This window comes from Halomonas sp. S3-1-1, assembly GCF_023757625.1.
In the GTDB taxonomy this organism is placed as follows: Bacteria; Pseudomonadota; Gammaproteobacteria; order Pseudomonadales; family Halomonadaceae; genus Vreelandella.
In genome coordinates this window covers 127,399-141,957 of the sequence record NZ_JALGBZ010000004.1, presented here as the reverse complement: position 1 = coordinate 141,957, position 14,559 = coordinate 127,399, and the positions used below count along the sequence as shown (strand labels likewise).

General features: G+C 61.3%; 13 protein-coding genes, 1 tRNA gene and 1 other RNA gene. 9 read left to right on the top strand and 6 right to left on the bottom strand.

The window, feature by feature from the left end:
- From MQW23_RS13120 to mntR, 4 genes are all read left to right on the top strand, one after another.
- Complete coding sequence (locus MQW23_RS13120) at positions 1-762, top strand: DUF1538 domain-containing protein (protein WP_252108654.1); 762 nt, start codon at positions 1-3, stop codon at positions 760-762.
- Entirely contained in the window at positions 759-1,529 is a 771-nt protein-coding gene (locus MQW23_RS13115) for a DUF1538 domain-containing protein (RefSeq protein ID WP_252108653.1), read from the top strand. The genes MQW23_RS13120 and MQW23_RS13115 overlap by 4 nt, the downstream gene beginning before the upstream one ends.
- 23 nt (positions 1,530-1,552) lie before the next feature.
- The gene (locus MQW23_RS13110) at positions 1,553-1,891 is read left to right on the top strand and encodes a P-II family nitrogen regulator (protein ID WP_252108652.1); all 339 of its coding nucleotides are present in this window, start codon (positions 1,553-1,555) and stop codon (positions 1,889-1,891) included.
- A gap of 216 nt (positions 1,892-2,107) precedes the next feature.
- Positions 2,108-2,584: a manganese-binding transcriptional regulator MntR gene (gene mntR, locus MQW23_RS13105; protein ID WP_252108651.1), complete on the top strand. Its 477-nt coding sequence runs from the start codon at positions 2,108-2,110 to the stop codon at positions 2,582-2,584.
- 9 nt (positions 2,585-2,593) lie between these two features.
- On the opposite strand, the gene MQW23_RS13100 is transcribed toward mntR, so the two are convergent.
- The 6 genes from MQW23_RS13100 to MQW23_RS13075 all read right to left on the bottom strand — a co-directional run bounded on the left by MQW23_RS13100 (position 2,594) and on the right by MQW23_RS13075 (position 5,922).
- Positions 2,594-3,298, bottom strand: coding sequence for an RES family NAD+ phosphorylase (locus MQW23_RS13100; RefSeq protein WP_252108650.1), 705 nt, complete (start codon positions 3,296-3,298; stop codon positions 2,594-2,596).
- A complete protein-coding gene (locus MQW23_RS13095; RefSeq protein ID WP_252108649.1) occupies positions 3,292-3,690 on the bottom strand; it encodes an antitoxin Xre-like helix-turn-helix domain-containing protein in 399 nt (132 codons plus the stop codon). The genes MQW23_RS13100 and MQW23_RS13095 overlap by 7 nt, the downstream gene beginning before the upstream one ends.
- A 73-nt stretch (positions 3,691-3,763) precedes the next feature.
- Positions 3,764-4,525, bottom strand: a complete 762-nt coding sequence (locus tag MQW23_RS13090; RefSeq protein ID WP_252108648.1) for a DUF3750 domain-containing protein — start codon at positions 4,523-4,525, stop codon at positions 3,764-3,766.
- 121 nt (positions 4,526-4,646) lie between these two features.
- Positions 4,647-4,743: signal recognition particle sRNA small type (gene ffs / locus MQW23_RS13085), an RNA gene on the bottom strand.
- A gap of 52 nt (positions 4,744-4,795) precedes the next feature.
- Positions 4,796-4,872, bottom strand: a tRNA-Met gene (locus MQW23_RS13080).
- Positions 4,873-4,989: 117 nt separating this feature from the next.
- Complete coding sequence (locus MQW23_RS13075; protein ID WP_252108647.1) at positions 4,990-5,922, bottom strand: choline ABC transporter substrate-binding protein; 933 nt, start codon at positions 5,920-5,922, stop codon at positions 4,990-4,992.
- A gap of 193 nt (positions 5,923-6,115) precedes the next feature.
- Here MQW23_RS13075 and betI point away from each other — a divergent pair, with 193 nt between their 5' ends.
- The 5 genes from betI (at position 6,116) to MQW23_RS13050 (ending at position 14,529) form a co-directional block, all read left to right on the top strand.
- A complete protein-coding gene (gene betI, locus MQW23_RS13070) occupies positions 6,116-6,700 on the top strand; it encodes a transcriptional regulator BetI (RefSeq protein WP_252108646.1) in 585 nt (194 codons plus the stop codon).
- Positions 6,701-6,738: 38 nt separating this feature from the next.
- Complete coding sequence (gene betB / locus MQW23_RS13065; RefSeq protein WP_252108645.1) at positions 6,739-8,208, top strand: betaine-aldehyde dehydrogenase; 1,470 nt, start codon at positions 6,739-6,741, stop codon at positions 8,206-8,208.
- A 56-nt stretch (positions 8,209-8,264) separates the two neighbouring features.
- Positions 8,265-9,947, top strand: a complete 1,683-nt coding sequence (gene betA / locus MQW23_RS13060; protein ID WP_252108644.1) for a choline dehydrogenase — start codon at positions 8,265-8,267, stop codon at positions 9,945-9,947.
- Positions 9,948-10,211: 264 nt separating this feature from the next.
- The gene (locus MQW23_RS13055) at positions 10,212-12,701 is read left to right on the top strand and encodes an acyl-CoA dehydrogenase (protein WP_252108643.1); all 2,490 of its coding nucleotides are present in this window, start codon (positions 10,212-10,214) and stop codon (positions 12,699-12,701) included.
- A 172-nt stretch (positions 12,702-12,873) separates the two neighbouring features.
- Positions 12,874-14,529: a glycerol-3-phosphate dehydrogenase/oxidase gene (locus MQW23_RS13050; RefSeq protein ID WP_252108642.1), complete on the top strand. Its 1,656-nt coding sequence runs from the start codon at positions 12,874-12,876 to the stop codon at positions 14,527-14,529.
- Positions 14,530-14,559: the final 30 nt, after the last annotated feature.

Sequence of the window (14,559 nt, the reverse complement as noted above, 5' to 3'; positions counted from 1 at the left end):
ATGCTTTTCGCTCTCTCACTTTTACATCAGCTCAAAAATAGCCTGCGCGATCTAACGCCGATCGTGCTGGTGATGGGCTTTTTCCAGCTCGTGGTGATTCGCCAGCCGCTGCCGGATACGTTTGCGCTCGCCGATCTTGCCCTCGGGGTGGCCTGCGTGCTGCTGGGGCTTACGCTGTTCATCAAGGGCCTCGAGCTCGGGCTTTTCCCGCTGGGCGAGCGCCTGGCTCACGCCTTCGTTAGCAAGGGTTCGCTTTTCTGGCTGCTGCTCTTCGCCTTCGCGCTCGGCTTTGGCTCGACCGTGGCCGAGCCCGCGCTGATCGCGGTCGCCGCGCGCGCCGGGCAGGTGCTTTTTGACGCCGGGCTTCTCGAGCAGACCGCTCAGGCCCGCTTTGCGCTGACGCTCAGGATGGTAGTGGCGCTCTCCGTGGGCGCGGCGGTCGTACTCGGCGTGATGCGTATCATCAAGGGCTGGCCGCTGCCGCCGCTGATCGTCAGCGGCTACGTGCTGGTACTGCTGCTGACCCTGGTCGCGCCCCAGGAGCTGGTCGGCATCGCCTTCGATTCCGGCGGCGTGACGACCTCGACCATCACCGTACCGCTGGTGACCGCACTGGGCGTAGGCCTGGCCTCCAGCATCAAGGGGCGAAACCCGATGCTCGACGGGTTCGGGCTGATTGCGCTGGCCTCGATCATGCCGATCATTTTCGTGCTCGCTTTCGGCATCCTGGGTCTTGGCGCCTTGACAGGGGGTGAATTGTGAACCTCTGGCAAAGCCTTTGGGGAACGCTTGGCGATATCGCGCCGATCGTGCTGATCGTGTTCGGATTTCAGTATGGCGTGATTCGAAAGCCGCTCAAGCGGCCAGCGCAAATCGCGCTGGGTTTCATCATGGTGTGGCTTGGGCTAGCGCTGTTTCTGGTGGGGCTCGAAAACGCGCTGTTTCCACTGGGGGAACTGATGGCCCACCAGCTGACCCATGCGGAATTTCTGCCCGAGCTGCCCCCGGGTGCGGCGCGCCACTGGAGCGACTATTACTGGGTGTATTTGTTCGCCTTTGCCATCGGCGCCAGCACCACTATCGCCGAGCCGGCGCTAATGGCGGTGGCGCTAAAAGCGGGCGAGATCTCCGGCGGCACGTTAAACCCCTTGATGCTGCGCATCGCGGTGGCGCTTGGCATGGCGGTCGGCATTACCCTGGGCGTGTGGCGTATCGTCATGGGCTGGCCGCTTCACTGGTTCATCATTGGCGCCTATGTGCTGGTGATTCTTCAGACGCTGCGCGCGCCAAAGGCCATCGTACCGCTGGCGTTCGATTCCGGCGGCGTGACGACCTCGACCATCACCGTGCCGATCATCACCGCGCTCGGGCTCGGAATCGCTGGTGCTATTCCAGGGCGCAGCCCGCTGGCAGACGGCTTCGGCATGATCGCCCTGGCATGCCTGTTCCCGATCATGAGCGTCATGGCCTACGCCCGGATAAGCCAACTACTCGCCAAGCGAAAGCGACTCGACACCCAACGCCCATGACACAAAATAGAAAGGAGATGAGCATGCGCTTCAAACTGATCGTGGCCCTGGTGGAAGATACGCTCACCGACCGGGTTATGAACGCAGCCCGCGAGGCTGGCGCCACCGGCGCCACCGTGATCAACAACGCCCGCGGCGAAGGTCGCCATCAGGTGCGCGGCTTTCTGGGCATCGAGATCACCGCCCAGCGCGACGTGCTGCTGTTTCTGGTCGATGCGCAAAAAAGCCGCGCGGTGCTGGATTCGATCGCCGACGCCGGCGAGTTCGACGAAACCCCGGGAACCGGCATCGCTTTTCAGCTCGACGTGGAGGAAGCGCTGGGCGTACAAAGCCAGATTCAGTCGCTCCATGAGCGCGACTAGGTCGGCGTGTCAGCCCACATGACCACAATTCAGGGTAGAAATTATCACCAACGCTTTACCTGCTCCGCCCCCGGCGCCTTGATGTGCTAGTATGCCCGCAAACGTGGGCGGCTTTGCGAAAGCCTTGAGACGATCTTTCGGGCCTCGCCAACCCTATCGGGGACGATACGTCAGCGCCACGCGACACTTTCCATCTACTGTCAGTAAGTCCTGCCAATGAGTGATGAATCCACGCCGCGCCGCTCGCTCAAGGGCGGACCCAGCCACGATGCGCTACCGCCGGTCGAGCAGCACGCACGCCAGTACGAAACGGTGCGCAACGCTCATGAAACCGAACTGATCGAGGATTACGTCGAGCTCATCGGAGATTTGCTGGATCACCGGGGCGAGGCGCGCGCGGCGGACATCGCCAACCGCATGGCTGTCAGCCAAGCGACCGTGTCGAAAATGATTCGTCGGCTCAACGAGCTGGGGCTGGTGACGAGCCAGCCCTACCGCTCGCTGTTTCTCACCGACGAAGGCAGGAAGATGGCCCAAACGTCCCGCGGCCGTCACGATGTCGTCCTTCATTTTTTGCGCGCACTCGGCGTGCCCGACAGCACCGCGCGTATCGACGCCGAAGGCATGGAGCACCACGTCAGCGACGAAACGCTCGCCATCATGCAGCGCTTTACCGACGATCACACCAGCTAGGCCAGGCGTTTACCCGCGAGGGCCAAGGGTCGTGAGTCGATTCACCTGAGTCAGCCCCGCATTCCAGACCATTTCGATATGCGTGGTCTGCACGATATCCTCTACCCGGCGCGGGGTCATCAGTGCCCAGCACACCGCTCCTTCGCGGCGCACCGAACGGTAGCGAAGCCCCGGCTCACCGGCGCGGCGAAGCGCATGGCCCAGCATCCGCGATGCGGTGTAGCTATTCGGGTCGTAAATCGCGTGGTCGCTTTCAAGCGCAAGCCCATCGCGACACCCTTTCTCATCGAACGTGCAGCGCAGCCCGCGAAACACGAAGCGTTCATAACGCAGCGCCGGCACGCGCTCCCAGTACGCCGTTTGATGATGGCCAACCTCGGCAATGGCGGTGGTCATCGTATCGGCGATATAGAGCACGCCGAAGCTGCCGTCGCTAAAGCGTGAGCCATCCGGGTTGACGTGGGTAAACGCGGCCGCAGCGTAAGAGCAGCCACGAATGCGAAAGGGAATCTCCTCCAACGGCAGCAGCGCCAGATCCCCCAGCTCGTTACACAGGCGCGGGTTGGTCAACGCCTGAAGCTGATAAAGCGCCTCGAACTCGTCGGGGTCGGCCACATCGTCAAAGAGCGCGATGGGCGGAAACTTGCTGTTGATCAGCCGGTATCCGACCACCGGGTTCGACGCAATCGGCGTAAGCTCCTGGGGCGCTACCACTGCGCGCCTCGCAGGCTGTCGAGCCGTTTGAAGGTCTCGTACAGCGCGGCGAAGTCACCGCCGCCGATCACGTCCAGCGGCGTTCGCCCGTTGAAGTAAGGATTATGGTTGGCCATGGAGACGAACCCGTAAACGTTTTCCGGATTCTCGAACAGCATACGCAGCGCGGCGTGAATGTTGAGCAGGTAGCTTACTCGGGTTAGCTGGTCACTATCGAGCTTGATCTCGGTAAGGTCACCTCGCCTTGCGCGGGCGTAGGTCGAGTGCGAGACGCGCAAAATCGCCTCTCCCTGCTCGTTGCTGGCCTGCCATTTATCCAGAATGCGCACCGCGGTCTTTAAACCGACGGCAGCGGCGGCTTTATTACCTTCAAGACGGGTGACTGTTTGCATCGCTACTCTCCAAAACCTTATTTGCAAATACTAATTCAATAAAAAAGTATCTGCAAATAAAGCGCGCGACCGTTCATTCGTTTCGAATGATCGGGCGCGCCATGCCGACCCGGCCAATCCCGGGCAGCTTTAGCGCGGGGCGCAGCACATCCACGCCCAGGCTGAGGCCTAACAGATTCAGCTCGACGCCCTCTTCCCGCGCAAACATCACGCCGAATACACCGCCCATCGAGAGCTGATAGCCGGTGCCGCTGGGCGCGGGAGCGAACCAGCCGCCAAAAAGATAATCCTTGCCCACCGCCGTTACCGGCAGCGCCACGTCGAGGCCGTCGATCTGGCGCACCAGCCAAGCAATGAAACTGTTGCTGTTTGGCCCTGGCCACACGCGATAGCGATCGGCTTGTGGGTAGCGTGTAGCGGCTTCCTCGATGCTCGGAATCAACCGGGAGGCTTTGCTGCCGCGGTAATCTGCCAGCAGGGTCGGGGCCTGACCGAACCAGGCCCGATCCGGCGTATCAATGGCCGATACCACCGTGGGTCGGCGCCAGCTCAGCACCTGATGCAGCCGGTAGCTCTGCGCGCCCTCGGCCTTGGTTGCAATCCAGATATGCACGCCAAACGCCCCGCGCCAGCTAAACGCCCGCGCCGCGTACACCTGCACCACCGCCGGCGCGTACGCCTCGGGCAGCGGCGCAAGCCCTGCGGAATCGCGGTTGGCGCTGGACCAGTGACCACCGGTTTCGACACGATCGGTCAAGAGTAGCCACGCGGGGCCGGCCAATAGCAACGCCAGCATCAGCACGCAGGTTAAAAGCCACAGGAAAAGCGTTTTCATGACGATCCTTGAATCACCGTATCGACGGCATCGTATCGAATGCGCGCAACGAGTGGTTCAACGAATGAAAGGAGTCAAAAAGAGATCAATACGAAAAGGAGGGAGGTAAAACTGGAGGCGGCCCCAAAAGCCACATCCCGGCACACGCATCCACCACTACCGTTGCTCCCTTCCGGGCCTGGCGGGGTTTGCAGTTTCGCGTTGCGGGAGGACCTAAGGGGCCACCATAGTGATACAGACATGTAAATACCGACTTTATCGTGCGTGATGTGGTGGCTACGCCCTGATTTGAACAGGGGACCCCATCATTATGAGTGATGTGCTCTAACCAGCTGAGCTACGTAGCCTTTGCCTCATCAGCGGGTGCAGAGTATGCCCACTTAAAAGGCAAAAGGCAAGCCAAAATGGCCTGCCTTTTTCGCCAAGTGGTTAAAACTCAACGGGCTTTGCTAAAAGCATTGAGTTTAAAGCGCCTCGCGCACTGCGGGCAGCCCTTCGTCGCCGTCGATCGTGGTCACGCCGTCGAGCCACTCGGCCAGCAGGTCATCGTGCTCTTTCAGGTAGGCGTTGGCGGCGTCACGGGCGGCTACGCCGTCATCCATGATCGAGGCCATCAGCTCGTTTTCCATCTCGAGGGTGAAGCTCATGTTCTCAAGCAGCTGCCCGACATTGGGGCACTGTTCGACAAAACCGGCGCGGGTGTTGGTGTAAACCGTCGCCCCACCCAGATTCGGGCCGAAATAGTCGTCGGCATCCGAAAGGTAGGCCATCTCGAAGTTGGTGTTCATCGGGTGCGGCTCCCAGCCGAGAAACACCATCCACTCTTCATTGGGTACGCGGGTTCTAAGCTCCGAGAGCATGCCCGCCTCACTCGAGTCGACCACCTGCCAATCACCCAGCCCGTAGGCATCATCGCTGATCATCTGCTCGATCAGCTCGTTGCCGTCGTTGCCCGCTTCGATGCCGTGGATGCGACGGTCGAACTCGTCGGCGTGCTCGGCCAGATCGTCGACCGAGGTCACGCCCGCGTCATACACGTACTGCGGCACCGCCAGGGTGTACTTCGCCCCTTCCAGGTTTTCGGTAAGACGCACCACATCACCGTCTTCCACGTAGGGGTCGCTGATGGAGGCCATCGACGGCATCCAGTTGCCCAAAAATACGTCGAAGTCGTCGTTGCGCAGGCCGGCGTAGGCGATCGGCACCGATACCGTATCCACGCGGGGCTCGTATCCGAGCGCCTCGAGTACTTCGCTGGCCATGGCGGTGGTGGCGGTAATATCGGTCCAGCCCACCTCGGCAAAGCGCACGGTGCTGCATTCATCGGCCATTGCCGCCGCGGGCAGCGCGGTCATGACGGCCAGTGCGCCCCAGCGGGCCTTTTTCAGATTGCTCATCGTTTATCTCCTGTGGGTGTCGGTCTAGCTTAGCCGCTATAGGGCGGTCAAGTGAACGCGATTTTTATTGATTGAACGTTCAATAAACAAAAGCTACGCTATAAGAACATCACGACCGGGGCGAAACTTCAAATCGAGTCGTAAGCACCTCGTCTTTCAATTAACCGGTATTTATCGATCCTGGGAGGTCATCGTGCCCAAAGTGGGAATGGAGCCCATTCGCCGTCAACAGCTAATCGCGGCCACCATGGCCGCCATCGACGAAGTCGGGCTCAGCGAGGTCACCATCGTGCGTATCGCCCGCCACGCCGGCGTCTCTTCAGGGATCATCAGCCACTACTTCGGCGGCAAGGACGGGCTTTTGGAGGCCACCATGCGCCAGATCCTGACCGATTTGAGCCAGGCAGTCGCCCGCCGTCGCCGCGCACTGAAGGAGCAAGGCGCCCGCGCGCAGATCGGCGCAATCATCGAAGGCAATTTCGATCGTTCCCAGATCAGCGGCCCGGCGGCCAAGACCTGGCTGGCGTTCTGGGCCAGCAGCATGCACCGCCCGGCGCTGGCGCGGCTGCAAACCATCAACGATCGCCGCCTCTACGCCAACCTTTGCTATCAGTTTTGTAAGAAGATGCCGCGCGAGCAGGCGAAAAACGCGGCGAGAGACTTGGCCGCGCTAATCGACGGGCTCTGGCTGCGCGGCGCCCTCGCGCCCGAAGGCCTCGACGCCGATGCCGCTCGAGACCTGGCACTTGCGCACCTGGATCGGCTTTTGACCGCTTAGTCATTTACCTGACACACCCGCCATTGGGGAGTTTTTTTATGAAGTCCGAACACATCGAGCCGCTTTACATCAATGGCCGCGCGGTCGCCGCGACCTCAAATGAGACGTTTGAGGTCATCAACCCCTTCGATGGCGCAACGCTTGCTCGGGTGGGCCAGGCCAGCCGCGATGACGTTGACCGCGCCGTCGAAGCGGCACACCAGGGCCAGCGCGCGTGGGCGGCCATGACGGGCATGGAGCGCTCACGCGTGATGCTCAAGGCCGTAGCGCTTTTGCGCGAGCGTAACGACGAGCTGGCAAGGCTTGAAACCCTAAACACCGGCAAGCCGATCAGCGAAACCGCAAGCGTGGATATCGCCACCGGCGCCGATGCGCTCGAATATTTCGCCGGCCTTGCCCCGGCGCTGGAAGGCAGCCAGATTCCGCTGCGCGAGGACTCCTTCGTCTATACCCGGCGCGAGCCGCTGGGCGTGATCGGCGCGATCGGCGCCTGGAACTACCCGATCCAGATCGCCTGCTGGAAAGCGGCGCCGGCGCTCGCTGCGGGTAATGCGGTGGTGTTCAAGCCAAGCGAGGTCACCCCGCTCTCGGCGTTGAAGCTTGCCGAGATTTTCACCGAGGCCGGCCTGCCCAACGGCGTGCTCAACGTGGTGCAGGGCGACGGCCAGGTTGGAGCGATGCTGACCGAGCATCCGGGCATCGCGAAGGTGTCGTTCACCGGCGAGGTAGGCACCGGCAAACGGGTAATGGCCGCCGCCGGAGGCTCCACGCTCAAGGAAGTGACCATGGAGCTTGGCGGGAAGTCACCCCTGATCGTCTTCGCCGACGCGGATCTCGAGCGCGCTGCGGACGCCGCCATGATGGCTAACTTCTACTCCAGCGGTCAGGTCTGCACCAACGGTACGCGGGTGTTCGTCGAGGCGAGCGTCAAGCAGGATTTCGAGGCCAAACTCGTCGAGCGCGTACGGCGTATCAAAGCGGGGGACCCGCTCGATCCGGCGGTGAATTTCGGCCCACTGGTGAGCTTCGAGCACCAGGCGAAAGTGCTCTACTACATCGCGCTTGGGAAAGAGGAAGGCGCACGGGTGCTCGTCGGCGGCAATCCGTGGGAAGAAGGCGCGTACGCCAAAGGCGCCTGGGCAGCCCCGACCGTCTTCACCGACTGCAGTGACGACATGCGTATCGTGCGTGAGGAGATCTTTGGCCCGGTGATGTCGCTGCTCGCCTTCAATGACGAGGCCGAGGTGATTCGCCGCGCCAACGATACCGACTATGGTTTGGCGGCAGGCGTGTTCACCGAGTCACTAAACCGCACCCACCGCGTCATCCATAGGCTCGAGGCGGGCATCTGCTGGGTCAATACCTGGGGTGACTCCCCTGCCGAGATGCCGGTGGGCGGCTATAAATCTTCCGGCATCGGCCGCGAAAACGGCGTCGAGACGCTTTACCACTACACCCAGACCAAATCGGTGCAGATCGACATGGGGCCCTTCGCCTCGGTTTTCTAACGTTTTGAGCGGCAAGCGCCAGGTGGGTTTCACGGGTTCGATTTTGGGAGGTGTTCATGGCCTGGCAAGGCGAGTTTGACTACATCATTATCGGCGCCGGCTCGGCGGGTAACGTGCTGGCCGCGCGGCTGAGCGAAGACGCGGGTACGCGCGTGCTGCTGCTGGAAGCCGGCGGCCCGGATTACCGGTTCGACTTTCGCACCCAGATGCCGGCGGCGCTTGCCTTTCCGCTACAGGGCAAACGCTACAACTGGGCCTTCGAGACCGAGCCGGAACCCTACATGAACCATCGACGCATGGAGTGTGGCCGCGGGAAAGGCTTGGGCGGCTCATCGTTGATCAACGGCATGTGCTATATCCGCGGCAACGCTCTGGATTTCGATCACTGGGCGAAACAGCCGGGCCTGGAAGAGTGGGACTCCGCAAGCTGTCTGCCCTACTTCAAAAAGTGCGAAACCCGCGACATTGGCGAAAACGCCTACCACGGCGGCGACGGCCCGGTCAGTATCACCACGCCCAAAAGTGACAACAACCCGCTCTATCGCATCTTTATCGAGGCCGCCAAGCAAGCGGGCTACGCCGAGACCGCTGATGTCAACGGCTACCGCCAGGAGGGCTTCGGCCCGATGGACCGTTTCGTCACGCCCAAGGGGCGGCGCGCCTCCAGCGCCCGAGGCTACCTGGATTCTGCAAAAAAGCGCGGCAATCTGAGCATCGAAACCCACGCGCTTTCTGATGTGATCGAGTTCGAGGGCAAGCGCGCGGTAGGGGTTCGCTACCAGCGCAAGGGGCAGACGCGCCGGGTGCGCGCCAAACGCGAAGTGCTTTTGTGCGCCGGGGCGATCGCCTCACCGCAAATTCTGCAGCGCTCCGGCGTGGGTAACCCAAGCCATTTGAGAGAGCTCGGCATCGAGGTCGTTCACGCGCTCCCGGCCGTTGGCGAAAACCTTCAGGATCATCTGGAGATGTACATCCAGTACGAGTGCAAAAAGCCGATTTCACTCTATCCGGCGCTCAAGTGGTACAACCGGCCTAAAATCGGCGCCGAATGGCTGTTCAAGGGCACCGGCGTCGGCGCGAGCAACCAGTTCGAAGCTTGCGGCTTCATTCGCTCGAAAGACGACGAGCCCTGGCCGAATCTTCAGTACCACTTCCTGCCCATCGCCATCAGCTATAACGGTAAAAGCGCGGTGCAGGCCCACGGCTTTCAGGCGCACGTGGGCTCGATGCGCTCGGAAAGCCGAGGGCGCGTACGCGTGACATCGAAAGACCCGAGCGCGGCGCCCAGCATTTTGTTCAACTACATGTCGAAGGAGAAGGACTGGGAGGAGTTTCGCGACGCCATTCGACTGACCCGCCAGATTATCGACCAGCCGGCCTTCGATGCCTACCGCGGCCGCGAAGTCGCACCCGGCCCCGAAGTGCAAAGCGATGAGGCGCTGGATGCCTTCGTGCGCGAGCACGCGGAAACCGCCTACCACCCTTGCGGCAGCTGCAAAATGGGCGAAGGGCCTGATGCCGTGACCGACGGCCAGGGTCGCGTTCACGGGCTCGAGGCGCTTAGAGTCGTCGACGCCTCGCTCTTTCCTCTGATCCCTACCGGCAACCTGAACGCGCCAACGCTGATGCTGGCGGAGAAAATCGCCGATCGAATTCGTGGGCGAACGCCACTACCGAGCGAGCGGGTCGACTACTACGTGGCCGGTAGCGCGCCGGCACGACAAGCGCCCAACAGATAACGCCTTCGACTGCCTGAAGATTCCTTCTGCGCCGCGGCTGCCCCGCGGCGTTTTTTCGTATTATTGCTTGAAATACATTTTGCATATCGCGCCGGGCTCAAAGGGTTCATACGGCGTATCAACAACTACACTAAGAGCGATACGCGACGCCAAGGCGAAGTACTTGCGCGGGATAGCGCGAGTCTGCCACTATTCAAACATCCGTTTAAATACGTACCCGGAACCACGTTTGAATAATCCTTATAAACGATATGGAGAGATTCTATGCTCACGCTACTGCTGATCGTGCTGGCCATTGTGGGCCTGCTCGTCGTGATGCGCCGGGAAGCCGGCGCGGGGCCGGCTATCGGCGTATTGGCCGTGCTCGGCCTGATCGGGCTAGTGTTCGACGCCCCGGTCATTGGCTTCATTCTCCTGCTTGGCGCGCTTGGCGTGGCCGTGGCGGGCCTGCCGGCGCTGAGAAGGCTGTGGCTCACGCCCCGCATTTTTGCCATTTTCAAGAAGGTGGCGCCGAAAGTATCCGCCACCGAGCGCACCGCGCTCGAAGCCGGTAGCGTGTCCTGGGATGGCCAGCTCTTTTCCGGCAAGCCGGACTGGAACGCCCTTCTAAGCTACAAGGATGAAGGCCTTCGCGAAGACGAGCAGGCGTTTCTGGACAACCAGTGCGCCACCGCTGCCGGCATGTGTAACGCCTGGGATATTTCCATCGAGCGCGCCGACCTGCCCCAGCAGCTCTGGGACTTCCTAAAGAAAGAACGCTTCTTCGGCATGATCATTCCCAAGGAGTACGGCGGGCTTGGCTTCTCCGCCAAGGCGCAGTCCATGGCCCTGCAAAAGCTCTCTGCCAACGAAACCCTGATGGTCACCGTGGGCGTACCCAACTCGCTCGGCCCGGGCGAGCTTTTGATGAAGTACGGCACCGAAGAGCAGAAAAACCACTACCTGCCGCGCCTAGCCGACGGCCGTGAAATCCCCTGCTTCGGCCTGACCGGCCCGCGTGCGGGGTCGGACGCCACCTCGCTTCCAGATACCGGCGTGGTGTGTAAGCAAACCGTCGACGGCAAGGAAGTGCTCGGCGTCAAGCTAACGTTCGAAAAACGCTGGATTACCCTCGCACCCATCGCCACTGTCGTGGGCTTGGCATTTCGCCTGTTCGACCCGGAAAAACTTCTCGGTGATGAAGAGGATCGCGGCATTACGCTGGCGCTGATTCCCCGCGACACCGACGGCATGGAGATCGGCCGGCGCCACCACCCGATCGGTAGCCCCTTCATGAACGGCCCGATCAAGGGGGTCGACGTGTTCGTCCCGCTGGATACCATCATCGGCGGCCAGAACATGATCGGCCAGGGCTGGCGCATGCTGGTCGAGTGTCTCTCGATCGGGCGCTGCATCACCCTGCCCTCCGGCGCTACTGGCACCGCGCGCTACGCGCTGGGCTGGAGCGGCGGCTTCACTCGTGTTCGCCGGCAGTTCAACGTGCCGGTCGCGGAAATGGAAGGTGTGCAGGAGCCGCTGGCCAAAATGGCCGCCCTTGGCTATATCGCTCAGGCAACGGTCTACCAGACGGCCAACCTGATCGATCACGGCGAGAAGCCCGCGGTGCCCTCGGCGATTCTGAAAAGCCAGCTCACCGAGTTTCAGCGTGAAATTCTAAGCCACGCCATGGACGTGCACGGCGGCAAGGCGGTTACGCTCGGCCCGCGCAACTATCTGGGGATCGGTTACAGCGCCAACCCGGTGGCGATCACTGTGGAAGGCGCCAACATAATGACGCGTAACCTGATGATCTTCGGTCAGGGCGCGATTCGCTGCCATCCCTACGTACTCGATGAACTCGCCGCCAAGGACGCCAACGACGTCAAGGCTTTCGACACCGCGTTCTTCAAGCACGCCGGGCTGATTTTCGGCAACGCCGCCCGCGCGCTGACGCTGGGCATCGGCATCGGCAAGCCGTCGGTGCCCTTCGATGCGCCCGCCGCCGCCTACGCCCAGGACATCGCGCGCCTGTCCGCAGGCTTTGGCCTGTGCGCCGACGCCGCCATGGCGAGCCTGGGTTCGGCGCTCAAAAAGCGCGAAATGATCTCGGCGCGCCTAGGCGACGTGCTCTCCAATCTGTATCTCGCCTCCATGGTGCTCAAGCAGTGGCAGGCCGGCGACAAGGTCGAAGGTGAAGAAGCGCTGTTGCACTACAGCTGCCGCTTTGTGCTCCACCGCGCCGAGCAAGCCTTCGTCGAAATTTTCGACAACCTGCCCAACCGGGCGCTGGGCAAGGTGCTAAACGCCGTTGTAATGCCAATGGGTCGTCGCTGGAACAAACCGCACGACGATTTCGCCCGCGATATCGCCCATCGCGTGTCCACTCACAGCGCGCTGCGCACCAAGCTGCTGCGCAATACTTGGGACCAGGACGACGGCGAGCAGCGCAACCCCCTGGCGCGCTACAACGCGCTGCTGGTGGAATACGAACGCGCTGAAAAGATCTATCGTACGGTCAACAAGGCCTACGCCAAAGGCGAGATCGCCCAAACCGCACTGCATCCGGAAGCCCGGGTCGAAGCCGGCCTCGAAGCGGGTATCGTCAGCGAGGAAGACGCAGAGTTCATGCGTGAGTTCGAAAAAGAGGTGCTTGAGATGCTCACCGTGGACGACTTCGCCTACAACGAGTTCGCCACCAACAAGTCCACCCTGATTGACCACAACCCAGCGGCGCCCAAGGCGCCGCCGGTCAATGCCGAGGAGAGCGTGAAGTAGCGCGCTCGGTTACTCATTCAAGCCGGCCTTGGGGCCGGCTTTTTTGTGCCTATCGCCTTTGTTTTGCCTAGCGTATATGCGTTGAATGTTCGAAAACGATCATCTATAGTTTCGTTATTGAAAATATAGCGCGGCCAGTGACGCTTGCGCCTTTAACCCAACGGAATTCGCCATGACGCTTCGAACTCAGAATCTCGAAAAGCTGCCCAGTGAAGAGTATGACGCGCTGATCATCGGCGGCGGCATCAACGGCGCCGCCGCCGCCTCGGCGCTGGCGGGTAAAGGCGCGAAAGTGGCCGTGATCGACCGCGGCGACTTCGCCGGCAGCACCAGCATGCACTCCTCGAATCTGGTGTGGGGCGGCATCAAGTACATGGAGAGCAACGACTTCGCGCTGGTGCGAAAGCTCTGTAAAAGCCGCAATCACCTGATCAAGAGCTATCCGTCCACGGTCAAGGAGATTCGCTTTCTCACGACCATCGCCAAGGGCTTTCGCCACTCGCCGCGCTATCTGTGGGCGGGCACCTGGCTCTACTGGCTGATGGGCAACGGCTTTACCAAGCGCCCTCGCCTGTTGTCGCCGAAAAACATCAAGCAGGAAGAGTCGATCATCCAGACCGACAACGCGGTGGGCGGCTTCGAATACTCCGATGCGTATCTTTACGATAACGACGCCCGTTTCGTTTTCAATTTCGTTCGACAGGCGATGACGTTTGGCGCGGTGGCGGCCAACTACGTCGAATCCCTGGGCGCCGAGCGCGAAAACGGCGGTTGGGTCACGCGTGCGCGCGACGTAATGACCGGCGATACCTTCAGCATTCGGTCCAAAGTGCTGATCAATGCCGCTGGCCCCTGGGTCGACGAGCACAACGCGCTGACGAAGCAGTCCACCTCGCACCAGCACCTTTACTCCAAGGGCATTCACCTGATCGTGCCGCAGCTCACCGAGCAAAAGCGAGTGCTGGCGTTTTTCGCCAACGATGGGCGGCTGTTTTTCGTCATTCCCATGGGAAACCGCACTTGCATTGGCACTACCGACACTCATATGGAGAACCCGTACCCGGAGGTCACCCAGGAAGACATCGCGTTCGTGCTCGAAAATATCAACGCGCGCTTGAGCCTTGAGACGCCGCTGACCGAGAACGACATCATCTCCACCCGCTGCGGCGTGCGTCCGCTGGCGGTCAAGGCGGACAAGGGCCAGAGCCGAGACTTCTTGCAGCTCTCGCGCAAGCATGTGATCGATACTCACGAGGCCACCGCCCATATCAGCATTTTTGGTGGCAAGCTGACCGATTGCCTGAACGTAGGCGAGGAGATCAGCGACGAAGTGCAAAAGCTCGGCGTGACGCTTGGCGCCCCCGCCACCCGCTGGTACGGCGAGCCGGATGACAAGGTCAAGGCCTCGTTCATGCAGCAAGCTCGCGATGCGAAACTCGACGCGCTGACGCCGGCCACGTCCAACGAGAAGCTGTCGTCGCGGCTCTGGCGGCGCTACGGCAACGATGCCTTTGGCCTACTGGAGAAAATCAAGGCTGACCCGAGCCAGGCGGAAATTCTGATCGACAAGACCGAGTACATCCGCTGCGAGCTCGAGTACGCCCGCGACCACGAGATGATCACCGAACTCGAGGATTTCTTGCGCCGGCGCGCCAAGGTATCGCTGGTAGTTCACCGCGACGAGCTGATGAACTCCGAAGGGCTCAAAAAAGCCTGCGAAGTACTGTTCGGCGACCAGGCCCAGACCCGGCTCGAGACCTATTTCGCCGAGAACCCGGATACGACCCGCCCCGATACCCTGCGCTCAAAAGCCGCTCCAGTCGAATAACGGCGTTTTACCTGTAAAAAAGAAAAAAGC

What these genes read in the sequence shown, in the direction of transcription:
- MQW23_RS13120 (WP_252108654.1), top strand. Translation starts at nt 1, where the DNA reads ATGCTTTTCGCTCTCTCACTTTTACATCAGCTCAAAAATAGCCTGCGC.
- MQW23_RS13110 (WP_252108652.1), top strand. Translation starts at nt 1,553, where the DNA reads ATGCGCTTCAAACTGATCGTGGCCCTGGTGGAAGATACGCTCACCGAC.
- mntR (WP_252108651.1), top strand. Translation starts at nt 2,108, where the DNA reads ATGAGTGATGAATCCACGCCGCGCCGCTCGCTCAAGGGCGGACCCAGC.
- MQW23_RS13095 (WP_252108649.1), bottom strand. Translation starts at nt 3,690, where the DNA reads ATGCAAACAGTCACCCGTCTTGAAGGTAATAAAGCCGCCGCTGCCGTC.
- MQW23_RS13090 (WP_252108648.1), bottom strand. Translation starts at nt 4,525, where the DNA reads ATGAAAACGCTTTTCCTGTGGCTTTTAACCTGCGTGCTGATGCTGGCG.
- MQW23_RS13075 (WP_252108647.1), bottom strand. Translation starts at nt 5,922, where the DNA reads ATGAGCAATCTGAAAAAGGCCCGCTGGGGCGCACTGGCCGTCATGACC.
- betB (WP_252108645.1), top strand. Translation starts at nt 6,739, where the DNA reads ATGAAGTCCGAACACATCGAGCCGCTTTACATCAATGGCCGCGCGGTC.
- betA (WP_252108644.1), top strand. Translation starts at nt 8,265, where the DNA reads ATGGCCTGGCAAGGCGAGTTTGACTACATCATTATCGGCGCCGGCTCG.
- MQW23_RS13055 (WP_252108643.1), top strand. Translation starts at nt 10,212, where the DNA reads ATGCTCACGCTACTGCTGATCGTGCTGGCCATTGTGGGCCTGCTCGTC.
- MQW23_RS13050 (WP_252108642.1), top strand. Translation starts at nt 12,874, where the DNA reads ATGACGCTTCGAACTCAGAATCTCGAAAAGCTGCCCAGTGAAGAGTAT.